The 22,958-nt window shown below is 38.1% G+C and carries 26 protein-coding genes and 2 pseudogenes; all 28 read right to left on the bottom strand.

Translation table 11 applies throughout. From position 1 onward, the window contains the following. Positions 1–2: 2 nt before the first annotated feature. The 28 genes and pseudogenes from IGJ28_RS16960 to IGJ28_RS16825 all read right to left on the bottom strand — a co-directional run bounded on the left by IGJ28_RS16960 (position 3) and on the right by IGJ28_RS16825 (position 22,955). Complete coding sequence (locus tag IGJ28_RS16960) at positions 3–308, bottom strand: BRCT domain-containing protein (RefSeq protein WP_252712746.1); 306 nt, start codon at positions 306–308, stop codon at positions 3–5. Further along, the gene (locus IGJ28_RS16955; RefSeq protein ID WP_438845541.1) at positions 308–526 is read right to left on the bottom strand and encodes a hypothetical protein; all 219 of its coding nucleotides are present in this window, start codon (positions 524–526) and stop codon (positions 308–310) included. Before IGJ28_RS16955 ends, IGJ28_RS16960 begins: the two co-directional genes overlap by 1 nt. Next, a complete protein-coding gene (locus IGJ28_RS16950; RefSeq protein ID WP_438845540.1) occupies positions 523–819 on the bottom strand; it encodes a hypothetical protein in 297 nt (98 codons plus the stop codon). The genes IGJ28_RS16955 and IGJ28_RS16950 overlap by 4 nt, the downstream gene beginning before the upstream one ends. A 241-nt stretch (positions 820–1,060) precedes the next feature. Further along, positions 1,061–1,867 carry a ParA family protein gene (locus tag IGJ28_RS16945; RefSeq protein WP_438845539.1) on the bottom strand — a complete coding sequence of 269 codons (807 nt, stop codon included), beginning with the start codon at positions 1,865–1,867 and terminating at the stop codon, positions 1,061–1,063. A gap of 66 nt (positions 1,868–1,933) precedes the next feature. Next, positions 1,934–2,083 (bottom strand): hypothetical protein, encoded by a 150-nt coding sequence (locus IGJ28_RS16940; RefSeq protein ID WP_438845538.1) that lies wholly within the window; start codon positions 2,081–2,083, stop codon positions 1,934–1,936. 2 nt (positions 2,084–2,085) lie between these two features. Continuing rightward, the gene (locus tag IGJ28_RS16935) at positions 2,086–2,508 is read right to left on the bottom strand and encodes a hypothetical protein (protein ID WP_438845537.1); all 423 of its coding nucleotides are present in this window, start codon (positions 2,506–2,508) and stop codon (positions 2,086–2,088) included. Positions 2,509–2,553: 45 nt separating this feature from the next. After that, the gene (locus IGJ28_RS16930) at positions 2,554–2,754 is read right to left on the bottom strand and encodes a hypothetical protein (RefSeq protein WP_438845536.1); all 201 of its coding nucleotides are present in this window, start codon (positions 2,752–2,754) and stop codon (positions 2,554–2,556) included. A gap of 19 nt (positions 2,755–2,773) precedes the next feature. Next, positions 2,774–2,950 (bottom strand): hypothetical protein, encoded by a 177-nt coding sequence (locus IGJ28_RS16925; protein ID WP_156424245.1) that lies wholly within the window; start codon positions 2,948–2,950, stop codon positions 2,774–2,776. Then, the gene (locus tag IGJ28_RS16920) at positions 2,931–3,146 is read right to left on the bottom strand and encodes a hypothetical protein (RefSeq protein ID WP_438785315.1); all 216 of its coding nucleotides are present in this window, start codon (positions 3,144–3,146) and stop codon (positions 2,931–2,933) included. Before IGJ28_RS16920 ends, IGJ28_RS16925 begins: the two co-directional genes overlap by 20 nt. After that, positions 3,130–3,309, bottom strand: a complete 180-nt coding sequence (locus IGJ28_RS16915; RefSeq protein WP_077454772.1) for a hypothetical protein — start codon at positions 3,307–3,309, stop codon at positions 3,130–3,132. The genes IGJ28_RS16920 and IGJ28_RS16915 overlap by 17 nt, the downstream gene beginning before the upstream one ends. A 106-nt stretch (positions 3,310–3,415) precedes the next feature. Continuing rightward, entirely contained in the window at positions 3,416–3,748 is a 333-nt protein-coding gene (locus IGJ28_RS16910) for a hypothetical protein (RefSeq protein ID WP_438845535.1), read from the bottom strand. 47 nt (positions 3,749–3,795) lie between these two features. Next, positions 3,796–4,056, bottom strand: a complete 261-nt coding sequence (locus tag IGJ28_RS16905; protein WP_438845534.1) for a hypothetical protein — start codon at positions 4,054–4,056, stop codon at positions 3,796–3,798. Between the two features lie 5 nt (positions 4,057–4,061). After that, complete coding sequence (locus tag IGJ28_RS16900; protein WP_438845533.1) at positions 4,062–4,784, bottom strand: DNA/RNA non-specific endonuclease; 723 nt, start codon at positions 4,782–4,784, stop codon at positions 4,062–4,064. Positions 4,785–4,804: 20 nt separating this feature from the next. Further along, the gene (locus tag IGJ28_RS16895) at positions 4,805–5,092 is read right to left on the bottom strand and encodes a hypothetical protein (protein ID WP_438845532.1); all 288 of its coding nucleotides are present in this window, start codon (positions 5,090–5,092) and stop codon (positions 4,805–4,807) included. Positions 5,093–5,171: 79 nt separating this feature from the next. After that, positions 5,172–5,507, bottom strand: a pseudogene (gene ssb / locus IGJ28_RS16890) (single-stranded DNA-binding protein); the annotation flags it as partial. A 55-nt stretch (positions 5,508–5,562) separates the two neighbouring features. After that, complete coding sequence (locus IGJ28_RS16885; protein ID WP_438845531.1) at positions 5,563–5,910, bottom strand: hypothetical protein; 348 nt, start codon at positions 5,908–5,910, stop codon at positions 5,563–5,565. Between the two features lie 1,108 nt (positions 5,911–7,018). Beyond that, the gene (locus tag IGJ28_RS16880; protein WP_438845530.1) at positions 7,019–9,895 is read right to left on the bottom strand and encodes a type III restriction-modification system endonuclease; all 2,877 of its coding nucleotides are present in this window, start codon (positions 9,893–9,895) and stop codon (positions 7,019–7,021) included. After that, on the bottom strand, positions 9,895–11,649 hold the full coding sequence (locus IGJ28_RS16875) for a DNA methyltransferase (RefSeq protein ID WP_438845529.1): 1,755 nt from the start codon (positions 11,647–11,649) through the stop codon (positions 9,895–9,897). The genes IGJ28_RS16880 and IGJ28_RS16875 overlap by 1 nt, the downstream gene beginning before the upstream one ends. Positions 11,650–12,841: 1,192 nt before the next feature. Continuing rightward, a complete protein-coding gene (locus IGJ28_RS16870) occupies positions 12,842–13,393 on the bottom strand; it encodes a phospholipase A2 family protein (protein ID WP_438845528.1) in 552 nt (183 codons plus the stop codon). Between the two features lie 269 nt (positions 13,394–13,662). Then, the gene (locus IGJ28_RS16865; protein ID WP_438845527.1) at positions 13,663–14,286 is read right to left on the bottom strand and encodes a recombinase family protein; all 624 of its coding nucleotides are present in this window, start codon (positions 14,284–14,286) and stop codon (positions 13,663–13,665) included. 138 nt (positions 14,287–14,424) lie between these two features. Beyond that, positions 14,425–14,739: a hypothetical protein gene (locus tag IGJ28_RS16860; RefSeq protein ID WP_438845526.1), complete on the bottom strand. Its 315-nt coding sequence runs from the start codon at positions 14,737–14,739 to the stop codon at positions 14,425–14,427. Between the two features lie 12 nt (positions 14,740–14,751). Then, complete coding sequence (locus tag IGJ28_RS16855; RefSeq protein ID WP_438845525.1) at positions 14,752–15,219, bottom strand: hypothetical protein; 468 nt, start codon at positions 15,217–15,219, stop codon at positions 14,752–14,754. A 6-nt stretch (positions 15,220–15,225) separates the two neighbouring features. Beyond that, positions 15,226–15,687 (bottom strand): hypothetical protein, encoded by a 462-nt coding sequence (locus tag IGJ28_RS16850; protein ID WP_438845524.1) that lies wholly within the window; start codon positions 15,685–15,687, stop codon positions 15,226–15,228. Between the two features lie 26 nt (positions 15,688–15,713). After that, positions 15,714–16,064 (bottom strand): annotated as a pseudogene (locus IGJ28_RS16845) (single-stranded DNA-binding protein); the annotation flags it as partial. Between the two features lie 89 nt (positions 16,065–16,153). Beyond that, positions 16,154–16,948, bottom strand: coding sequence for an ArsR family transcriptional regulator (locus tag IGJ28_RS16840; protein WP_438845523.1), 795 nt, complete (start codon positions 16,946–16,948; stop codon positions 16,154–16,156). A gap of 1,007 nt (positions 16,949–17,955) precedes the next feature. Beyond that, positions 17,956–20,259 (bottom strand): helicase HerA-like domain-containing protein, encoded by a 2,304-nt coding sequence (locus IGJ28_RS16835; protein ID WP_438845522.1) that lies wholly within the window; start codon positions 20,257–20,259, stop codon positions 17,956–17,958. Further along, the gene (locus IGJ28_RS16830) at positions 20,246–22,600 is read right to left on the bottom strand and encodes a CD3337/EF1877 family mobilome membrane protein (protein ID WP_438845521.1); all 2,355 of its coding nucleotides are present in this window, start codon (positions 22,598–22,600) and stop codon (positions 20,246–20,248) included. Before IGJ28_RS16830 ends, IGJ28_RS16835 begins: the two co-directional genes overlap by 14 nt. 4 nt (positions 22,601–22,604) lie before the next feature. Beyond that, positions 22,605–22,955: a hypothetical protein gene (locus IGJ28_RS16825; RefSeq protein ID WP_252712553.1), complete on the bottom strand. Its 351-nt coding sequence runs from the start codon at positions 22,953–22,955 to the stop codon at positions 22,605–22,607. Between the last annotated feature and the right edge of the window lie 3 nt (positions 22,956–22,958).

The raw sequence follows: 22,958 nt of genomic DNA, 5'->3' as shown, positions 1-22,958 counted from the left end.
TTTTACCTGTCAGTTGTCTGTAAATTTCTTACTCGGTTCTGTAGTACATCGATCGCAGCTTCTAAAAACATTCGTTCATTCATAAAACCAATTGATTGACCCGCTTTGCGTCTCCTTTCGGCTGTTTCCCATTTCGTTGATCGTCGATCAGAAAATAAGGTTGGGCGACTGGTACCGATGACCAGCTGCGTCGTCTGACTTGTGACAATGGTTTGCGTATGCCCACCAAGGGCAACCACCAACGCTTGGGCTTGTTCACGAGTCAGACTTGATAATGTTCCAGTAAACACCATCCACTCTTGATTCATTAAATGCTCCCTCCATTGTTTAACGAGCCTTTTCGATGCGGTTTCTTCCATGTCCATCCTTGTTTTTTCAGTTCTTTTTCAGATACCACCACACGTTCTAAAGAAGAATCCATGCTTAAAACCACCGTATGCTCATTCAATCGTTCGACTTTTCCAGTAACTTGTTCTCCGTGAACCGTCTTGGCAGTAATGACTTGACCAATACGTAATTGTTTCATTCCTTGTCCCCTCCTAACTCTTGAATGATCGCACTAAGAAAAGCAGATACATTGCCCTCACCATATTGATTCGTAAATCCAGCTTGAAAAGCCAATTCCTTCAATAAGTCATGTTCTTTTGGGTATAAGGCAAACACATAACGTTTTTTCTTCTCTTTCTTTTTGAGTTTTTCCAAGGAAAGAGTCAAATTTCCTTTATTAATATTGTTGATACTTTGTGGAGCGGGCATATGTGCCGATCGATGCTTCTTTTTTTCCTGGGCTTCTTGTTTGATTTTTGCAAATTGATTCATTTTAGTTCCCTCCTCAACCATATCATTAAGTATGTAATTTGATTGCACAATATAAGTACATCATTCTAGTACATCATTCTAGTACATCATTCTAGTACATCATTCTAGTACATCATTCTAGTACATCATTCTAGTACATCATTCTAGTACATCATTCTAGTACATCATTCTAGTACATCATTCTAGTACATCATTCTAGTACATCATTCTAGTACATCATTCTAGTACATGGCAAGCCTCGCTAACGCTGGCTTGCCACATCATCAATCATTGTTTTGATCGCTTCTAACACCTGCACGGTCTCTTCCCGAAAGCTTCGATATTTCTCTTGTTGGTACTTTACTTCTTCAAACAAATCCAGCACCGTTTTTTGTTGCAATCCCGCTTCATCAAACGCTGTTCGATCTTGAAAGTACCCTAAAAATTGCGGTGTTTCTGCAATCACCTGCTTAAACTGGCGAGAAACGTCGGTATTATGGGCGACTTTATTCCCTACAAATAACACTTTTGCCCGCACATAGCTTTCTCCCGTAAATAGATCCCGCAATTCTTCGGCCAAAAAGGACACATGTTCGTCTAGATTCATTAATGCTTCAAATCCATCCGCACTCGGATCAGAAACCCCTAAAATCAAATCAGAACCTACCAACATATTATTCGTAGTGAGATTGCTATCATTGCGTGTATCGATCACCACATACGCATAGTCGTCAAAAGTCGTGTGTTGGCGCAAATAACTCGCAAAGACAAGCGTATTATTCAATCGAGATACGAGTTCCGTATTGACTTGTTCCAGCTCTGGTGACCCACAGACAAGAGCTAAGTTGTCCCGAACAGCCATCGGAAACACTGCTTGTTTTCGGAACAGTCGTGAAAGCTTCGCCGCTTCTTGAATTTCTGAAGTAAAGCGTTTCGTCGCATTGCCGCTTTCATCGGCATCAATCAAACATGTATTTCCAAACATTGAAAGATACACAGCCAATAAACAAGAGATACTGGTTTTTCCAGTGCCGCCTTTTTTGTTGTTTACTGTGATAAATTTTGTCATCGGTTTTCCCTCTCTTTATTATTGATATTCTTGTTCTGTATCACAACATAAAATTTTTTATCCAATCTATTTCCCTCTATGGACTTTTACAATTTTAAAAACTGCTTGTTCCTGTCCATACATTCCACAAATTAACCAGTCCTCAATCAATTCGTGCATGTACTCTTTGCTTCCACATCCATAGAACTGATTGTTTAGATATAACTTATACGTCACAATTATCTCCCCCTTTTTTCCTCCAATCTCTTCTGCAGCTCTCTATAGAAAGTTAACATTTCCTGATATTCTTCTTCAGTGAGCCGCTGATTCCACAAACCATGAAACCAAGCACTAGATATCCTTCCAAATTCTTCCTTCAATGCATCAAAACAGTCACCATACGTATACGGTTTTTGCAACTTGTCATACGCTGCTTTTTTCTTATAATCAACTACAACTAAATCATGACCAAATCCACCGTAAACGAGTTCGTGTGTAAAATGATAGGCTGGATACATGCGATTACATGTTTTGATTGCTTCCTGCACTTCCTCAATCAAGTAATCATCTAAACAAAAACGAGCGGAATACGCCGACACTTGAGCCATTTTATCGAAAACGGATAACTCATTTACCAGCTGTACAGCGGTGATTTTTCTCATTTTGTGTTCCCTTCTTTCCCTTTGATCTTCTTATAGAAAGTGTCCTCACTTTTGAACCAAGTGTCGACACTTTTTCTTTAATCCTACATCAAAATTTGCCGCCTCTTGTGCAATCAAAAGATCTAACGCATGAGCAAGGATCTTGCTTTCTGAAAGTACATATTTCTTTGATAATCGTTGAAGCGCCACTTGTTGTGTAGGATTAAGGGTGGTCACCCCTCGCTTATTTTCTTTTTTTATTGCCAATGGTTCCGCTTCCTCTCTTTTACCAAAAATAGTAAAACAAAAACCAAATCCCTACGAACAAACCGATGGTCATCATCCATCGAATGCCTTTGCGGATCCGATACCGTAATCGACCTAAAAACAAACAGCGAATCATTGTTACGCCAACTCCAGAAAAACAAAGCGTCATCAATCGCTCAATTGCTTCTTGTTTCATGTGCTTTCCTCCTCAACACTCGTTTTTTTCTTGCTTGTAGATAGCCAAATGACCGATAGGCTCTCATTTTGCTTTTATAGCCATAGCCTTGGGCATCATCGATAATTTCCCCTGTGTTCACATCAATAATGACAAAGCGTGCTTCGCCTCTACGAGAAAGGGCTGGAAAACAGACCGCTTTATACGGTGGAATCATACCTCTCCCCCCATTCTTTCTTCGATTGTTTATACAAATACTCGTCCCAGGCAAAAAACAAACATGCACTCAATCCACTACCAATGCCTAATTGAAAAAGAACGGGCAAAAATTGCATACTCATTCCCAATAAAAACAAAACTATTCCTAAGCGTTGATTCATCTTGCATGCTCCTCCTTCGTATATTAGACTAATCACATAAACTAAATCTCTTTTATAAATTCCTTTCACAAGCCCTTGTTTTTTGACAAGGGCTCTTGTGTTGCCCCTAGGCTTTTTCTTTCTTCTGTTGGTTCACTAACACCAACATATCTGTCAATAGCCCAGCCCCTTCAAATTCATTCGCAACAGCCAATGCTGCTTCTACATAGTATAAAAATGCCTCGCCAAGAATCGTTAAAGACAGAGAAACGATGGGAAATCCAGTTAACGCCTCCGCTGTAGAGCCATACGTAATCTCCAAACAAACATCTAATATTCCTGTTTCTTCTTCCTGGAAAACCAACGCACTTTTGACCTGATTTCCTTTGATTTGAAGCTGTTCGAGCCATTCTCCAAACGCCTCCGCTGTTTGAATCCCTAGTTGTACTTCTTCGATCATATTGTTTTCCTCCCTATACGGTTTGTTTTTGTAGACATCAGCTGCTATTACTCTCCCGGTTCATCTATGCGTTCAAAATCAAATGTGCCTTTTATTTGTCGATAGCGTGCCCCACAATGTTCACATGCCCAAATAAACGTCTTTTGAAAATGCGGTGCTCCACAAGGCAACCGCCGATAATGCACGATATGTTTGGCCAATTCCCCGCAATCGCATCTTACATACGTCGGTGGCCAACTCGCATGAGCCATCGTATGGAATGGTACATAATAGCTGTTGTAACAAGCCCGATTGGTTGATTGATACATGTTCTTCACTCTCTTTCCTTTACTCTTGATAAACCCGTCAAATAATCGATGGTATAGCCTTCTTGTGTGTTATGGATATACACATTCAATGAAATCCCCGTATCTTCAATACTTTGTGCTTCTATTTGTATCCCTCGTGCGACCAATTCTTCCCCTCGAAAATCAGGTGTGACACGATAACGAACATGATTCCCTGTATTTCGTAAATACTCAGCAACTTTATTTTCAATGTCAACCATGGCAGGCGTGTTAAAGGAACGCGTACCTGTCATCAGATTTTTCGGGTTATTGTTCTCACCTGTTAACTGAAATCCGATCAAATGACAGCGATTATAGAGATAGTCCCCATTCGACATTTTCTTTTGTTTCCAGCCGGTAGGCTTGATAAATAACCGCTCTCTTTCTTCTGTTGGCATCATGTCTCTATGCAATAGGGCGTTCGCCTCTCCTACACGGTTGAATGGATCTAAATCCGAGAAGGTTTGCCAGGTGCCCTTTTCTAAAGACAAATCGTCCGATGAAAAACTCGGCTGATTATGATTGATCGTTTCCATTTGTGACAAGCCGTTGCCTACAGGAACTTCTTGTGCTGGCTTGTCAGTAAACATCTGTGTGACTTCATGAACTACTTCACTTAATTCTGAGGGTGGTTGATTCCATCTCGAACCAACCACAACTACCCCAACAAGGACTAGAAGTCCCCAGAATCCCGTTCTTCGTTTTCTCAAACTTTTCCCCCCATTTCTTCTTAACCATGAATCATTGATACGCTTTTCATCGGGCTTTCTCCTGTTTGTTTGGCAATAAGTAAAGGCAAGATCTGTTGGAGCCATTGTTGATTAGGGACTTGATCTAGAAAGTTCCCGATAGTGCTTAGAATAAGTGTATCTGTCAGCTGTTCCACTAAATAAACCGATTGGAAAGGACTTAACCCCGCAATATAATTCACAATATTTTCATCCGTTTGTTCAAAAGATCCTAAATAGTCGTGAGTATTCCGGTCGTAACAATCAACGATAGATTTTGTCTGTAGCATTGTATTTTCCTCCTTTACGTTCGCCTCAGCGGGAAAAGCAATGTTTCCCACTGAGGAATCAAACTTATTGTTGTGCTGCTCGTTCTTTGGTTTTTGCTTTTGGTTCCAACAAACTAAAAGTTTCAACGACTACTTCTATCACATAAATTCGTGCCCCTGTAGTATCTTCATAATTGCGCGTTTGTAATCGACCACTGACTCCGATCAAACTTCCTTTTGTGACATGATCCGCAAGTGTTTCCGCTTTTTTATTCCAGATCACGCAAGGAATAAAATCCGCTTCTCGTTCGCCTTGATCATTCGTAAAATTTCGATTCACTGCAAGCGTAAAATTCGCGACTGCTTTCCCGGTTGACGTGTAGCGAAAGTTTGGTTCTTTTGTTAGTCTGCCAATTAAATTTGTATTGTTCATCATGTGAAATCTCTCCTTAAAATATTTTTTATTTTGAACTAAGAGGGAAAGGTCCCTCTTAGTAGTAACTACTTTCATAAACAGGTTTTCCATCATAGCGGTAAAAGGTATCCCAACTGCGATTGCCATAGAGTTCATTTGGATGATTCGGGTTGATTCGTTTTCTAACAATGCTGTCTTTTGTTCTTGCGAGTGGATAATCGATAAATTCATTTGGTATTGGCATTGTTTCGCCACTCATAGAAGTATATGTTTTGACAGTCTGCTTTTTTAATGGTCGAAACCAGGCGGTTTTTTCCGTTAATTTCACGATCTGCCAGAAAGTAACATTGGTTTGTTCATAGCCCCAGGAGCTATAAAAGATGTCTCCGACTTGATACGGGGTGTTTTTTGTTTGTGTGCTCATAGGTGACTCCTCCTAAAAATAAATTTTTTTGTTTTCTTTGAAAGTTGCGCCTTTCCCCCCTACCTTTTCGGCATTGCGTCGGGGGCGCAGGGGTTTTGGGGGTGCAACCCCCAAGGTCTTGATTCGGCTCGTTTTTAGACGAAGCCCTGCTTGTTTGATTTTGGTTTTCAGTTTTCAAAGATCAAAGTGGAATGCTTTTTAGCGTCCCTTTTCGTATATCGGTCGTTCGGCATAACCGTCTCGAAACCATGTTCTGACGGTTGCCAAGGGCGCGCAGCGTGCATTTTACCCTTGGCAATTGGCAGGTTATGGTTTAGGTTATACTAGCCGGATGACTGATAGACGATTAGAGACGCTTGAACATCCACTTCTTTGGAAACTGAGAATCAAACAAGCTAGTGCTTCCGAAAAACGAGCCGGTTCAGGCACTTGGGCCTGAACCACATGCGCTTGCGCAGATTCGGACGCTTAGGCGGCCGATATCGACGGCTACGTCGAAAGACATTTAGGCCATCGAGCAGCGATGGCTTCCTTTCTGTTCAATGCATTCTCCTGTACCAAAAAAAGAAAACAAGATCAGGGTTCCGTAAGAGCGGCGGCGGTGGTTGGAGCGATGAAGGAACCCGGCCAAACAAAACAAAAAAGCCGCTAGAAACACTGAAAAATCAACGTTTCTAGCGGCTTTTTATGGTATAATGATTATGTAGAAAAGTGAAAAGATGGTGGCTAATCTCTTAATAAAGGGGTGATGCCTATGGTTCATAGCTTTATCCCTAGAAGGGAGTAGGCATGTCTGTATTTGAAGAAGCATTAACGCTGATGATTGCTTTTGCGACATTGGTGTTGCTGATTACAGATCATAAAGACCAAAAAAAATAACCATCTAACACTTTAGCAGGTCGTTTAGATGGTCAAAAAACTATTTTTTCGATGGCTACCGTCTTTTTAACGGTTCTACATGGGGCGTGTTTGCAGCACGTCCTTTTTCTATGTCTATTATAGCATATTCTTATGTTTTATGGAACTGCAAAGCTGGCGAAGCCGGCTTTTTTCCTTGCCCGCCTAAACGGTGGTGGCGGTTGGAGTGTGGCGGGCAAGGAAAAAGAGATTAAATAATTCCATTTGAATTATCAAATCGTCTCAACAGGTCAACGACTTCATCTTTGGTCGTGACTTTCGCCCAACTTACATTTTTCAATTTTTCAAACATGTTTCTTTGGGCATTAACGGCAATATCCTCAGTTCCACGTGTGCTTGTTGATTTTCCTTCTACAAGCAAGTACATATCATTCTTGGTCGCATACACAAAGTCTGGCGTGGTAGTTCCACCTACATAGGTTGGTACTTGAATGGCACGTCTTGGGATCTTACCAAAGACCTTGATTTCATTATCTGGCACAATTTTTGCAATATCACCTTCAGGATGTTCACTGTCGACAAAAATTTCTTTGAACAAATTACGTGCATCAATAGTCGTTTCAACGGGAATTGTTCCGACATCATTTTGCGCAATATCATCAACAAATTCATCTTGTTTTAAGATAGATGTTTTAGCACTGAGGTTAAGAGCATCATAATGGTAAGCTGAGGCATACTTTTCAACAAATGTTGCCTGCCAGCTATCAACGATTTTAGCCATCGTTTTATCATTAATGATGGAATTGACATTGCTAATCGTCTCAAATCGCTTAACAAGCACTTTATGGATTAATACCATTGGTAAATTAGTTTGGTTAGAAATACCTGATACAAACTTGTTATATGGCAATGTGCCTATATTCCCAACGTTTGAAACTTCCTTGTATTCAGTGACAATTGAAATTTCATCGCCTTTATTGGTTTTCTGAACAGACACTGATAATTTTTTGTTATCATCAAAAATTGCATCTGGTTGGATAGCAGTTAGGAATAAATCATCAAGTGAGTCAGGAATTTCTTCAAATGTAATCATATAGCGCTTTGATATTTCTTTCCAAAACTCTTTGATTTGATTCCAATTTTCCTTTGCTAATTTAATTTTCTTAATAGCAGGCTTACCTTTACGGACTTTATTAGTCTTTTTTCCTTTTGGTAATAGTTTCTTCAAGGCAAGTGCATCAACGATAATATCATCGACATCAATGATATTGGCATCATATAGTTTTGCTCGGACTTCTCGTTTGTTCGGAGCATAATTAGCTTCGACTAACTTATTGATGATTGTGTCTGATATTTCTTCATTACCAACCACTGGAATTGTGGCTTCCTCATTGATTTCACCCAATAAGCGGTCAGCAAAATCACTTTCACTTTCATCAATCACAAAATTTAACCACCATTCTTGTGATGATAAGCGGTTACCCATGACATCGACTGGTAAACGTAAACCACGTCCAACTTCTTGAATCTTACTTGATTCTGATCCTGAGCTACGTAGTTTTGCAATAGTGAAGACATTTGGATTATCCCAGCCTTCACGTAACGTCCATTGAGAAAAGAAGAAACGTAAGATATTCCAGTTACCATTTTCGTCCTGCAAACGAAGCGACTTGTTTTTATTGCGTAAGATGGTATCAACTTCTTCAGCAACTTTATCATCCGTACTTTTAGCAGTTGAATCGGTCGCAAAATACCCACCATGTGTATCAGTGATATGATTTAAACTTTCTTGTAAAAAAGCCTTGTAGTCATTGTCACTTTCATCAGCAATTAATTCTTCAAGTTTGGCTTTCAAAAGGCGTTCAAAGGTATCTTTGAGCCAAGTTGCTTGTCCTGTACCTCGATCACGGTAAGAGTCAATGTTATCAATGAAGAACAAAGCATTCGTCTTTACAGGATAGCCTTCACGCAGGAAGTTTGCTCGTTCAGAATCAAAGTGAGCATCTAACGCTTGGCGTATCAAAACTTCTTGGTAGGAATTAGTAAAGGTATCAGCTACCAATTTCATCCCCGTTTCAACTTCTAGCTCATTTGATAAAAGTCCTTTTGAATCGTACGTTAAGCCACCTTGAAAACGTGGGTCTACATTAGCCAATGCTTCGCCGACTGCTACTTCATATTCTTTCCCACCACGTTCTAAAACGAGTTTATCCTTCGTAGCTGATTTCACCTTGTAGCTATCCGCAGAGCTGGCATTCTCAGGAATAATGACCGCGACACCTTTGACTAATTCACGATTAAAACTATCAACCGCTGTTAAGTTGAATGATGGCTCATCACCACGGTAATAGTCAGTCTCGATGACTTTATTTCGTCCTGTGCCAACAGTTCTATCTGGGAATGTCGCCCCAAATCGGACAATCATTTCTGGTTTTAACTTTTCAAGGGTATTTGAGTAAGCATTATCTTTACGTTGCATCCGATGTGGTTCATCAATAATTACAATCGGACGTGTCTTTGAAATCATGTTGGCTGGGCTAGACTCACCACCAAATAGGTTAGTATCATAATCATCTTTGAACAGTGATGATGTGGCTTTATCCAAGAACCCTCTGTAATTAAGCAACAATACTTGTATTTGGTTGCGGTCGTTGGTGTCAGCTTCTGCAAATTCACGAATGATATTTGGAATTTCTTTACGACCTTTTTTAGCTGAGAAATCACCAGAATTGATGAGGCCGACATTCATTTCAGTATTTGGAAAGAACTTTTTGAAGTGCTGGCGAGCATAGTCAGCGGTCAAGAAAGATTTAGCACCTTCCTTAATTGCAGAACTTGGAACAATTACGATAAACTTGAACATTCCATAATCACGGTGCAACTCATACATCATGCGAGTATAGGTGTAAGTTTTACCTGTACCAGTTTCCATTTTGACATCAATGAATTTATTTTCAGTAAAAGCATTCATTATCAATGGATTAGCGTACATTGAGTTAGCAACCAATCCATTATTATCAACTTGACTAACTTTGTCTAAATTTGGAAACGCATCATGAATTGCATCAAGTGCTTCACGCTGATGTTCCAGTTCTTCTAAATTGATTTTTAAATCGGTGCTTGCCATTAGCCACGCACCTCCACCTTGACGTTAAAGTCTTTATCCTTTAATAGTTTGATGTTGGTTTTGAGTTCGCTCATACGGTTAAAGGTCAGAGCATACTCACTGACAATGATTGTGTTGATATTGATTTTGTGATTGCCAATTTGATTAAGTAATTCTTTGGTGCTCGTAGCATTCCACTTATTATCCAAGATATAGAGTAATTGGTTACCAAGGTAATAAGCATCAGCACCACCAAAGCTCACTTTTTGAACAGGTTCATCAAATTTATAACCATCAACGACCATCCAGGTGGTAAGCATTGTATCTACGCCACCTTGGATATCAGCAACCAAATCTTCTGTGAACATTACATTGGGGTCGAATTCTTCCATTCTATCAATCGTGTTAACTGCGACTTCTTCTACACGATAATGTTTGAAACCGAGGTCTAGTGAATCAGACAACAATGGATTATCTGTTTTGATTTTTTTTGCAGCTTTCTCGATACGTTTCCGCGAAATCTCATCAATCGTCCGATATCCTTTAGCGTAAGCAATTTTCCCACCTTTTGTAGGTGCCTCATTTCCATTTTTGTCGATTGAAAATGTAGGTTCTGGCAAAGTGACCATAATGAATTGTCGATTTCCGCCATCCTCAGCATTTAGTTGCATAACGGCATCAGCTGTGGTTGATGAGCCTGCAAAGAAGTCTAATATCAGTCCTTTTTTAGAATGTATAGTAGCACCTTGAACAAATTCCTTAATCAAAGAAACTGGTTTTGGATATGAAAATTCACCATTAAAACCAAGCTTTTCAAGGTCAGCATTTCCGTCTTTGTTCAAGTGTTTCAATACTGTATAGAATTTTGTAGTATCATCCGCGACTTTTCTGAGCCGACCAACAATATGAAAATCTCCTTTGTCAATAAGAGTATATTCTCCAGAAGCTAATCCCTCATTAATCTCATCCAATTTCTCTTGACCCTTGATTTCTAGTATGTCTTCGTAATGCAGAGTTCCATATTTGCCGAACTCTTTTCTGAGCCAGTCGGTTTCAATCCAATATTGTTCACCATCTTTTTCGACAATTTTTCCACGAATATCTTTTGGCTTTCCCAAGGGTCTAAACGACTTTGTGCTTCTTGCATAGCTAATCAAATAATCATGACCTATAATTGCCTGTTTAGCTAGTCCACCTCCTTCTGAACGGATGATAACAAATTCTGAAACCAACTCACCTTCACCAAAAACCTCATCCATCAAAAGTTTCAGATTCGCTTGTTCATTATCATCAATTGAGATAAAGATTACGCCTGTATCCTTAAGTAATTTACGTGCTAAATATATCCTAGGATACATGAAAGCTAACCATGCAGAATGACTTGCCCGACCTTGAATAGATTTCAATCTCCGCAACCCATCATCGTCAAGTCCAAACATGTCTTTGAGTTTTTCATCACTATATTCAAATTTGTCAGGGTAAACAAATCCGTCCGCCCCAGTGTTGTAAGGTGGATCAATATAGATTACATCAATTGAGTTTTGATAATTTTGTCGCAAGTGACGCAACACTTCAAGGTTATCACCAGTGAAGAACAGATTCTTACTATCTTTGTTTTCGTCCTTAGCATTGTGTTCGAGGTCAGGTACAATCACTGTAGTAGGGCGTTCCCCAGCTTGTTTCTTGGCATAATTCTTCCCAATGAAATCAAGTCGGTAACCGCTAGATAATTCCTCTACATTGTTTTCTTTTAAGCTATCCTTAAATTTATCCAAGTCAAAAGACCCTGAGTTCGTGAAGAACTCAGGGAGTTTGTCTTTTAGGGTATTCAAAAAGTCAGTGTTAGCTTTAACACTATCGTTGTAGTCTAAATTAGAACGCAGTCCACCATTGTTTTGTGCTGTGCTGTGCTGTGCTGTGCTGTGCTGTGCTGTGCTGTGCTGTGCTGTGCTGTGCTGTGCTGTGCTGTGCTGTGCTGTGCTGTGCTCAAGAGTACCATCTGTCTCTCCTTTGTCAAATCTTTTTTAAGTAAAATTTAACACAAAAATCAATAGAAAAACAAGGAACATTCGAAAAATCGCATGATTTTCGAGTGACCCTTGTTTTTAAAGAGCGTAACCAGTTAACTTATGTCACATCTCCTTTTAGTTGCTATTCATTTTTTTGCTCCATAATAATCCGATAAACGTAACCACAAACATGAGTCCAAACGTCAAAAGAAAATCATCAAACGCTTCCGAAAAAGAAGCCCTTAGAAATAACAGATTGATGAAAAAATAGCCTAGTGGAAGAATCAAAGCTATTACTGTACACGAAAGTATAAAAACAAGCACTTTTTTTATCATTTCCATACAGCTTTTATCCCACATTTCCCTGCACTAAAAATAATTTATGATGGGATTCCTCCTGGCACCATTTTCCCGATCATTTTTTTCAACACTTTTATCCCTACCTCGTATCATAAATAAAGACTTCGCTTACTCTTCAGATACAAACGAAGTCTTTCTTTGATACTTATAGAAACCAAACACCTACTACAATCCCTATTTCCAATAAAAGAATAATAATCAAAAAAATATTCAAGATTCTTTTTTGATGCTCTGTCATCGTCTTATTGGAATGTCTATAGACCAGCCCGAACAATATAAATAACAATGTAACCCAAATAAATATTGACATTTTTCATCTACTTTCTCACGGCTCACTTGCTAATTTCCATAATAAAAACGGATACAAAAAGCTTATAGCCAATAAGAAATTAACTAAAACAAAAACTACCCTCATATGTTTATTTTCTAGATAACAACTAGCTATAATCCCCACAATTCCTATAGGAAAACTAAATAATAGTATGGTGACATCAATAGTTGTCCTAGTGAAAAATAAAAGGTTGAGAATAATATTGATGATAATAGTGCTTACAGCTATATACTTCAATATTTTCATGCGCATATCACAACCTATTCATTAAGAAAAGTATAAAATAGCAGCATTAGCTACTGTTTTTGCCCAAGTTCCTTTTATTGTACCATTACGTAACCCTGTTTTAAGATTTGCGACAAACTCTTTGTCACATTGTTTATTTCCCCACCCTCTTGCACCATAACACAGATCATGATACATACAATACTTATCTAGTTGATCTTTTGGATTTCCTGCATTGTTAAAATCTGTACCTGGTCCACAGTAATTCCCATATATTGGAATACTGATAGCACGTACAACTCTTCGTTTTCCTTCTGTAGTGCTATCATCAAGCTTTGCTAATAAATTGTACGTATTTCCTATTTCTAAAATAAATTCTGATTCTCCATATTGTTCAGCTTTACCAACATCAAAATAAATTTTTTCATTTTCATTATATAAATATTTCTTCAAGCTCTCAATATTAACCTCTGTTTCAACAAAGTTTTCATCAGCATATCCTTTTATAGAAACTCCGAATAATATGCTTACTGTCGCTACTAATCCAATTACCAAATAAAGAAACTTTAAACATTGTGATACTCGTAAATTCATACTATCGCCCACTTTCTATAGTTTATTTTTTGTTATCTTTTACTATCAACAAGAATAATTGTCCTCACTAATTCGCCTCCTTCCTATCCTTGTGATAGTTTTTACAATTGAAGTATTCCATAAAAATACTTTTAAAAACAGTCTTTTATTTTTATTTTTTTACTGTATAATTAAATTAATTGTAATATTTAATTTATTTTTATTTTAAAGCCATTTAATTATATTTGTTATTTAAAAATTATAGAAAAAACAGATAACCCAGGTGGCGCTTACTCCACCTGGGTCTCGTTTTTCTCTAAATTTTCTTTGATCCTATAAACAGTTGGTCGACAGACACCTGCTCTTCTGGAAATTTCCGAAATCCCCATTCCTTGTTCTAGCATTTCGACGATTTGATAATAAATAATTTGTTTTTGTCGATTTCTACTTGTTGGAGAATAATCCGGCTTTCTCCCTCTAAACAGTCCTTTTTCATGCGCTAATGCGATTCCTTGTGCTTGTCTTCGTTTGATTTCCGCCCGTTCGCGTTCCGCTACCATAGCCAAAATTTGAATGATCAAATCTTTGATAAATTTATCTAACAAAGGATTGCCAATGGCTTCAGTCATAATTGGCAAACTAGTAATAATCAGTTGAACATTTTTCTCTTTTAGATAGTTGACAACGCCGATGATCTCGTCATAATTTCTGCCTAACCGATCGATTGCTTCGACAAAAAAGGTATCTCCTTCTCTCACAAATAAAATTGCTTCTTGAAACACTGGACGCTTTTTGATGGTGGCGCCAGATTGTTTCTCCACAAACCATTTCTCAACTGAGAATTTTTTCATTTCTTCTATTTGGCGTTGTTCATTTTGGTCTTTTGAGGACACACGAATATAGCCAATACGCATAATTTTTCCCTCCAATTAATTGACACTTATAATTTACAAACAGAAGCTTGATTTATCAAGGTTCTGTTTTGTAACGTTTAAGTATACTCTATTTTTACAACAATAATAAAAAAGACCGAAGCATTCGCTTCGATCCGTTCATTCACCTCTTATTTCTTTTTCTTGTATGAACGCTATTTCTAATTCCTCAAAAAATTCCGGAAGGATTCGATCAAAAAATGCCCATTCATTTGCGGAAAATGGACTTCCATCTTTTTTAGTCATCGTTACTATCATTTTTCTTAGAGAAAGTTTGATCGTATAGTTGATCCGATCATACGGGTTATACGTATAGCCATGTAACTGAAAACTAATATGATTTTTCAACAAATACGAATCATATTTTTCTCTTACTGCCTCTTTACTAATCAGAATTTTGTAGGAATAAACCAGTCGATTTTTTTCATTATCCAACGTAAATTCACCTTACTTTTTATTATATCCTAAATATTCTATTATTCGTTCATAAGAACATCCTGCATAGACAACACCTACAATTATCCCAAAAACAGCTGCACCAATAAAATGATAAAGAAGAACCACTTTTTCCACATAGGTTCGATAGAAATTTGTCATAACGATCATCATGAATCCACTATTACATACGGCATGCATAAAAAATAATCGAAGAAAGAGAAGAGAAATCGTTCTCTTTTGAGCTATCCTTCTATAAAAAACATATATCCAATAAACATAAAGGAATAAAGAAAGCAACAATAAAAACAATTTTAGAATAAACCACCATGAAAAATGTAGATAGATTAAAAAATCAAGCAAGCATAAGAGCGGAACAAAAGCAAAGAATCGATAAGAATGAGACAAGTATTCCCAAAATGTTCCTTGTTTTAAGCGTTCCATTTGTTGATAAAATTTCTTATCATCCATCATCTCCATCTTCTCCTACTCCTTTTCTTTTAATGATGCGGAAACTTGTACATCTTTTAATTTCTGAATATGTGCCAACATCGGTTTATTCCCCTTCACTGCAAGAAAAACGGTTCCCTGTTCTTTCCCTAAAGTGACTTCTTTTTCCAGTCTTAAAGATTGTTTATCTGGTCCCAAAAATTCCCGTTTTTCTTTATCTGTAAACTGAACTGTAATAAGATACGGTTTTGTTGGATCGGCATGTTGGAAATCCAGTTCCCCTCGATAGAGCTCGTTGATGGTTGTTTCTTGTTGGCTTTCTTCTTGATTTGGCTCTAAAATTTCAATGTCTAGAAGCAGTTCGGGCTTTAGTTCTTCTGTAGTAGCTATGGTAGAAGGTTCCTTCTCTTCCTCTTTTGAAAAAAAGAGATTTCCTACAAACAAACCACTCCCTATGATTGTCAATCCGGCAATAAGAACAATAAAAACTTTTTTCACAAGTATCCCTTCTTTTTTTGTTCCTATTTTTCCATATTTTCGTTTTCTTGACTAGTCTTTTTCTTCTCTAAAAATTCAAAATTTTCAACAAGCAACGACGTAACATAACGAGTAACTCCTTGACGGTCATCAAAACTCCGATTTTGTAATTCCCCATGTACCGCAATCAAATTTCCTTTATGAACATATTTGGCTAAAACCTCCGCAGGATTTCCCCATAGTACACACTGTAAAAAAGTCGTTTCTGTTTCTCCTTCTTTATTGGGACGATTTCTTTTGCACGCAAGTGTAAAATTCGCAACTGCAACTCCATTTTCATTGGTATACCGCAATTGCGGTTCCTTGGTTAATCTCCCTGTAGCTTGTACAGTAATCATTTCTTTTCCCTCTTTCCTATTTCTCATTTTTTCCTGTTCCAGGTTCGTAAGAACCGTAGTACCAGGAAATGAAAAACGGTGACCGTTTTTCACCAATTAATAAATCGATCTTCTTTCACCAAACGGATCATTTCTTCTTCAAATTCATTTGCCGTAAAAATATGGAGACGATCAAAAATTTTCTCATGCTCTTTTCCGTTTTCGTAAATAAAATAGTCTTTAAATTTCCAAAGTTCATCTTTTATAATGGGACTCGGTGTGACATAAATAAGTCTTGCTTCTTCTCTTCGTTTTAATTCACGAATATATTTCGGGAAAATTCCTTCTCGATATCTTCGTTTTGTTTTTAACGTCAATTCGATTTCAAATGACCAATTAATATCTGCGAGTTCTTTATCTCGAAAACGGAAAATGAAATCTGCGACAAAATATTTTTTCCCTTTTGTTTTTTTCGTAAAGTCTTTTGTCTCATATACTTGTCTTCGCTCACTTATTACTGCATTTAAGTGTGGGTGCCCTTCACAAATTTTTAGCATCTTAATTAAATAATCGTTGATTTGTAAATGATGTTGCAAATTATATTCCGGTACCTTTGGTAACGAATAATATCCGCCGATACTATCATATCCTTTTTTTGTAAGAAAATAATATTTCGGAATTCCAGACTTAGTTTTATCTATTATAGAATCAATTAATTCCATTTTCTCTAAATACTTAATATTTTTATCAAAATTATTTTTACATAAATGATCAGCGGTATTCATCAGGTTTAACAATTGTTTCCTTGAAGCAATTCGTAATTCATGTAATAAACAAAGAATTTTATATTTATTCATGTATTTTGATTTTGGATCTATATAATAATTGTATAATAGAAGATTCAAACAAACACATCCTTTCAAAAGGTACAAATAGGCTAAGCCTATTTGTTCATTGAAAAAGAAATTCGGAACAACGTGCAGAAATTCTTTTTCGGAGTTGAAGTCCCTCAAGATTTGGTGAGGGATTTAGGGAATTGTTGCTTTAAAGGAATTAACAATATTTCACTATCCTTCAAATAGAACTACTCGTATGGGTTTCTGGTTTTAGCGACAGCCCTCTCAAGAATTGGTGAGGGGGCGTTGTCGCAAGGGGAAGTTGTAAGTTCCCTCTTTCAAAAGAGGATGAAAGAGGGCGGAGGGTGATAGTTTTGAGGCCCCATGATTGGGGTGGGGGTTGATCTCTTTTTCTTTTCCTTCCCTTTACCAGTAAAAAAATGCGCCTACCTTCTCTTAGTATTTGGCAGTTCCCGGCGCTTGGTATTTTTTTCGGAGTTTGGCAATTCCTGACCACTTTCACTCATAAGAGGGGTTTTTGCCCCACGTTGAGTGAAAGTGGTCAGGAATTGCCAAGGCGAAGAAAGCCTTTTATACCAAGCGCCGGGAACATTCTGGATTTAATGATTCCCCCCTATTTTATCCCTTATTTCTGCCTCTATTCTATCCCCTATTTCTACCCCCGGTTTATCCCCTTTTAAGCAAGATAAAAAAACGATGTTTTTTAGAGGATTCGCATGCGATTTACACACAAAACAATAATCTTTTTTCTAGTGAACCAACAGCTTACCCGTATTAAAACTCTCTCTCAGTTACAGTCATTTGACGTATTCCTCATTCCCCTTTTGGGCGCTTTTTGCTACAAAATAAATAACAAATTATCAACCTTTGACATGCAAAATACAGATAAATTGATGACGATTGACAGATGATTCACACATTAATCATCTGCGAATCGTTGATCGCTTTTCTGTCAAATCGATGAAAATAAATCGCGGATTGACGTCAAAACGATTGTCAATTGATTGTATCTTATGAATTATTTTGGGTTTCTAGTTCATCATACTTTGGCGCAATTACTTGTTTTTTTCTAACCATTCAAGGACATTTCGCACATAAACCATTTGCGGTGGAATATCTTCATCTGTAGCGGTTCGATGGACAATAAACTCTCCTTTGCGTAATTCTTTGATCCGATCAGGACTGATTTTGAACTTATTCACGTTTCGTTTTGTCCCACGTTGACCTGCCCAATCGATTTTTCCAACATCCGAATATCCATCTTCTTGTTCCGTCATTGTCGTCAACTCGATATCTTCATACGTCCCGATCGTGTTACTCCAATACTCGGCTTCTCCTGGTTCATTCGTTTTTCCAATAATCAATGTATTCACATTTCCAACGAGTTGTTCTTGTAATTTATCCCCAAGTTTCGCAATATCAGCCATTGTTTGTGGAGAAAAAATCGCATGCATTCCTGCACCACGCCCTTTATTTACTAGATCAATAAATGTCTCATTGAGATACGAACTTGGTTCATCAAAAAGGACAATGAGTTCTTTTTGGTGATTCATTTGATACATTTCAGACAAATAGTAATTAATATCTCCCACCAACATTTGTGCCAATGTTCGTATATATTCTTTGTAAATCAATCCATTCAAAGAGACATACACAATGTCTTTTTGCCGCACAATTTGTTGAATACTTAAGATATTTTGATGCTCTGATGTGTCAAATAATCGTCCCAATTCACTGTCTAATAACATATTGATATTGTTTTGAAGCGCCTCCGATGTGGCATACAAATAAAACGGAGAATTTTTATGTTCGTATCGTACAAATAAACGTTCGAATAATTCTTTTTTTACAGAATCAACAATCATTTTGTGCTGCTCTCTTTCTTCCTTTGGTTCATTTGCTACATTGTTTTCCTTTTTTAAAAGGTACTGCAAGTTGCGTTTTACTAATAAATAATAGTCTTCCAAAGGGATTATATTGCGATCTAAATGAATGATTTTCGTTTCGACAGGCGTATGTTCCGTCTCAACTAAGTCATCGTGGCGCTTATTGGCTATTGGTTCTTCTGTTTCATTTTCTTCGGTATCTTCTATAAGATCCTCGTGTACTTTCTCTTTTTCCTTTGATAGTTTGTTTTTTGTATTTTTAGGAATTGTAACTTCTACTTCAACCTCAAACAACTTAGGATTATTTGGTAATATAGCATCCGCAAATAAATCCAATACGTTTCTAGGAAGTAAATAATGTTGAATAAAAGGCAAGCTTCGCTCAATCTTTTTCTCTACTTCTCTTCCGTTTTTCTCTCTCTTTTTAATGGCTGTTCCTTTGAAAGCATCAAGCAATTGTACTGTTGCTTGCAATAAAGACTTTGCCGCACCGGAGTAGAACACACTCTCTGTTTCCGCCAAAGTAACCAATTTATCACGCACAGAAATCGCATTTCCATTCGCTACAGGGTTGTATAGCATATCTCCTTCATCGGTGAATTTTTTCACCCGTCTGTTGTATTTTCCTGCCACTTTTTTCATGACTTCATACGTATCTTGCGCCCCTTTTCCGTCAATTAAAATCAACGGAATGTCAAATTTCGCCGCATGTTGAATGAGTAACTGAAGGAACGTTGTCTTCCCTGAACCAGTCGTTCCTGCAACAATCGCGTGCTGATTAAATTCTTTAAAGTTAAGAATACAAGGTAAGCCATACTCGCTAGTTCCTAATAAAAATTGTTGTTTGAGAGCTTCGTAGCGAACTACATCTGCTTCTTTTATCGCTTGTTCATAATCTTGTTCGTATTCTTCTGTAAATCGCTGAGATTCATTGAATTTATCTTTTCGCCTTTCTTTATACGCTTTAGATGCCAAAATATGTTTCTGTTCTTCTTCCTTGGATAGGACTTTTCGTTTGGCAATAAATGCCGAAAACGAAAGAAAAATACTGCCCATACCACAACCACCAAGAACTAAGGCAATCACTGTCTGCCAGTTAAATGTTAGGCTGGTTTCCAACAAATTCAATGGAAAAAAGAGATACGCAGAAAAATAACCCCGAGGAATCCAGAAGATAAAGCAACACAGATTTACTATCGATAAAACAAAAGAAACAGCAAAAAAAAGAGAGCTTCCGCGCTTTAGGAAGCTCTCATAGTTCCTATCATAGACATGGGCTGCTTGATCCTTTTTATCAATTAGTTGTACCACTAACAACGGAATCACGCCCGCAAATGAAAATGGATAGAGCATCACACCTACAAAACAGAACCCAACGAGTAGCTGCTGGTATCTTGTCCGTTGTGGGGGGAGGTTGGTCCCTTTTTGTTTTTTGGGCTGAAACAGTCCATTAAAAAAATTATTTTCTTGCACGAGGTTGTCTCATTCCCTTCGTTTGATTTCTTGCAGAAAGATGTTTTGTCTTCGTTTTAATGGTTCGACGAACAGCGATCCCGCTCCTTGCTTTTTTCGCTTTTATTGGTGGAACATTCCGTTTGGCTATACGTGTAATCGGTGGGGCAATGGTTGGCGTTTCCCGCTGTTCTGTTGGTTGGCTCTTCGGAGCTTGTTGATGGATCACTTGTTGAACAGCTTGCATCTTTTGACGAACAGGTGCTTTCTGTCGCAGTGGACTGCCTCCTGCGCCATTTAAAGAACGCCCTCTTAATTGGCTGTTGGTGTTTGGTGTAGTGGTTGGTTTGATCGGTTTTTGCCCACTCGTTCGATGTTGACTGCGGGCGACGGATCGATTGTTTGTCGCTTGACGCTGCTTGATTCCCGTCTGTGTACCTTCTGTCTTAGCTGGCGCTTGTTTTTGCCCTTGCCGGCGTGCCGTTGATCGTTGACCGTCTACTCTTCCTTTCCTTGATTGTCCTATCCGTCGGTTGGATTGACGGATTTGTGTCCCTTGTGGGTTCTCCCTTGGATCAGATTTGCTATCTGCTAACGGTGTACCTTTTCTCAAGTGTTGATTTGCGGCCACTAGTGCAGCGGCTGTTTTTAGGTTCTCCTTGTCGTAGCGCTCACGCTGCCGTTGTCGGGCAAGCTGTTGGTGTTCCTTCAATTCCTGTTGACGGCCTTTTTCGTGTAGATTTTGCAAGTTCTGTTGCGCTTTTTCTACACGATTTGGGGCTTTATGCTGCGCTTTTTGGTTTAATTCCCGTCGCAAGACACTGCGCTTGGCTTCTCGTTCTTTCACGGGTTGTTGTTTTAAGCCAAGCTCGGTTTTTCCTTGCTTTTGTGCTTCTTCTTGTCGTTTTCTCAGTGCATCTTTTCGTTCTTCTTGTGCCGTTTTTCGCCGAAGTTTATTTTCTTTTTCCCGTTCTTTTGCCGCTGTACGCAGTTTCTTTTCGGTACTAAATGGATGTGTCGCAAACGCCAGTGCATTCGCTAAGGAGACACGTCCAGTAAACAAACTGCCTAAGAATCGACGGAAAATATATAACCCAAACGGCATAAATAAATACACCAACATCGTCAGAATCTTCTGCCATGGATTGCTTACTTTATTACTCAATTGAAAGCCTAAAGATAAAAATGTCGCAAAAAAGACACAGGCAAAGCCCATCATCCCCTTCATAAAGATCGTCATGCCAAATGCCTTAAAATAATTCGCAAATACATTCATCTCTGTCATAAACAGTCCTACCAACAAAAGAATAGGTAATAAAGGCAATAAAAACACCTGCATCACCGCAATGATCAGTCGGATAAAACAGAAAAGAAAATAAACCACCGTTTGAATCAGATTAACGATCAAGTAAAAACAACCATAAAACATATTGTCTAAATTCTTAAAATATTGGACGGTTCGATTGTTCAGTTCTTCTGCCTCATACTTCGTCACTTCTTCATGCAATTCAATATTTTTGCCCTGATTGACGTCATTATCTAAAAGAATTTGAATCCGATCATAGGATTCCCCTTTGTATTCGACGGATTTCTTTCGAATAGACTCAGGAACAGACGAACCATAATTCATCAATAAATACGGCTCGTACACGTTTGTATAAAAAATACGTGAAGCCATCAATTCACCGGCACTTTTCATACGGTCATCGACGTTCCCATCTTTACTTTCCGGAACACTTTCGCCATTTAATACAGGATTCACTTTTACAAATGCGGCTTCGATTTGTTTATCTGCTTCAAACATTTGATTAAACAATGAATCAGACGTAGTGGCATCCTTACAAACAGAAAGACCTGTAAAAATCAAAATCGTCATGCCAAATACACGAAATGCTTTTCGAAAACGCTGCTCACCGATAAATTTGATTCCCATAATCAACGTCACGAACCCAATACCGATACTTCCAGCGATACTTAACATATTACTAGCGATACTGGCAGTCAATTGTTGTACCGGCTCTTTAATGGGTGTAATGACGTCCAATGTGAAAAGAAACTTCACCATCTCTGCGTTAAATTGCCCGATTCCTTTCACCATTCCCCAAACCATATTTTTCATGGTTCCTGTCGCATTTGTCAACGTTTCTTTAAACCCCGTTAGAGATTCCTTAGGCATTTCTTTTGTCATTAATTCAAACGAATTGTCTTTATAACGTTCATAAATCCGATCGACATCCGTTATCGTTTCTTGCACAACCACACCATTTCTATCCCCTTCTGGAGAGGCAAACACTGGCGTAGAAATAGATAGAAGCAAGAGACAGCTAAAAAATAAAAGGCAGAGGCGACTCATTTTTTTCATGCGCTCACTCCCCTTGTTCTATTCGTGTGAAAGAGACCGATTTTTGATTATTTTTTGCTTGAATCATGCCATCTTTTTCAACGACATCCGTTAAAATAGTCGCGGAAATTCCAGGAAGAGAAATCGTTAGACGTTGCGTATCCTCTTCATAATGATACTCACCTGGATAACTTCTCCCCTCTTCTGTCACGATCACTTGATGCTCATCGACAAAATAAAGTTCCGTCTCTACCCCAAATCCATCTGCTTCCCACGTGCCACCTTGATCTGTTAACGTTTGGATCATCGAATGTCCACAAGCAGTAAACAAAAATAAACCCACGAAAAGAAAACTGCCAATAAAGAATTTCTTCATCAA

The organism is Enterococcus sp. AZ091 (assembly GCF_051714805.1).
Taxonomy (GTDB): Bacteria; Bacillota; Bacilli; order Lactobacillales; family Enterococcaceae; genus Enterococcus_D; species Enterococcus_D gallinarum.
The sequence above is the reverse complement of the archived record's forward strand: the minus strand, read 5'-3'. Positions and strand labels throughout refer to the sequence as shown.

What these genes read in the sequence shown, in the direction of transcription:
- IGJ28_RS16880 (WP_438845530.1), bottom strand. Translation starts at nt 9,895, where the DNA reads ATGGCAAGCACCGATTTAAAAATCAATTTAGAAGAACTGGAACATCAG.
- IGJ28_RS16960 (WP_252712746.1), bottom strand. Translation starts at nt 308, where the DNA reads ATGAATCAAGAGTGGATGGTGTTTACTGGAACATTATCAAGTCTGACT.
- IGJ28_RS16825 (WP_252712553.1), bottom strand. Translation starts at nt 22,955, where the DNA reads ATGAAGAAATTCTTTATTGGCAGTTTTCTTTTCGTGGGTTTATTTTTG.
- IGJ28_RS16885 (WP_438845531.1), bottom strand. Translation starts at nt 5,910, where the DNA reads ATGAGCACACAAACAAAAAACACCCCGTATCAAGTCGGAGACATCTTT.
- IGJ28_RS16870 (WP_438845528.1), bottom strand. Translation starts at nt 13,393, where the DNA reads ATGAATTTACGAGTATCACAATGTTTAAAGTTTCTTTATTTGGTAATT.
- IGJ28_RS16865 (WP_438845527.1), bottom strand. Translation starts at nt 14,286, where the DNA reads ATGCGTATTGGCTATATTCGTGTGTCCTCAAAAGACCAAAATGAACAA.
- IGJ28_RS16910 (WP_438845535.1), bottom strand. Translation starts at nt 3,748, where the DNA reads ATGATCGAAGAAGTACAACTAGGGATTCAAACAGCGGAGGCGTTTGGA.
- IGJ28_RS16925 (WP_156424245.1), bottom strand. Translation starts at nt 2,950, where the DNA reads ATGAAACAAGAAGCAATTGAGCGATTGATGACGCTTTGTTTTTCTGGA.
- IGJ28_RS16950 (WP_438845540.1), bottom strand. Translation starts at nt 819, where the DNA reads ATGAATCAATTTGCAAAAATCAAACAAGAAGCCCAGGAAAAAAAGAAG.
- IGJ28_RS16830 (WP_438845521.1), bottom strand. Translation starts at nt 22,600, where the DNA reads ATGAAAAAAATGAGTCGCCTCTGCCTTTTATTTTTTAGCTGTCTCTTG.
- IGJ28_RS16915 (WP_077454772.1), bottom strand. Translation starts at nt 3,309, where the DNA reads ATGAATCAACGCTTAGGAATAGTTTTGTTTTTATTGGGAATGAGTATG.
- IGJ28_RS16920 (WP_438785315.1), bottom strand. Translation starts at nt 3,146, where the DNA reads ATGATTCCACCGTATAAAGCGGTCTGTTTTCCAGCCCTTTCTCGTAGA.
- IGJ28_RS16905 (WP_438845534.1), bottom strand. Translation starts at nt 4,056, where the DNA reads ATGTATCAATCAACCAATCGGGCTTGTTACAACAGCTATTATGTACCA.
- IGJ28_RS16855 (WP_438845525.1), bottom strand. Translation starts at nt 15,219, where the DNA reads ATGGAGATGATGGATGATAAGAAATTTTATCAACAAATGGAACGCTTA.
- IGJ28_RS16955 (WP_438845541.1), bottom strand. Translation starts at nt 526, where the DNA reads ATGAAACAATTACGTATTGGTCAAGTCATTACTGCCAAGACGGTTCAC.
- IGJ28_RS16935 (WP_438845537.1), bottom strand. Translation starts at nt 2,508, where the DNA reads ATGAGAAAAATCACCGCTGTACAGCTGGTAAATGAGTTATCCGTTTTC.
- IGJ28_RS16895 (WP_438845532.1), bottom strand. Translation starts at nt 5,092, where the DNA reads ATGCTACAGACAAAATCTATCGTTGATTGTTACGACCGGAATACTCAC.
- IGJ28_RS16945 (WP_438845539.1), bottom strand. Translation starts at nt 1,867, where the DNA reads ATGACAAAATTTATCACAGTAAACAACAAAAAAGGCGGCACTGGAAAA.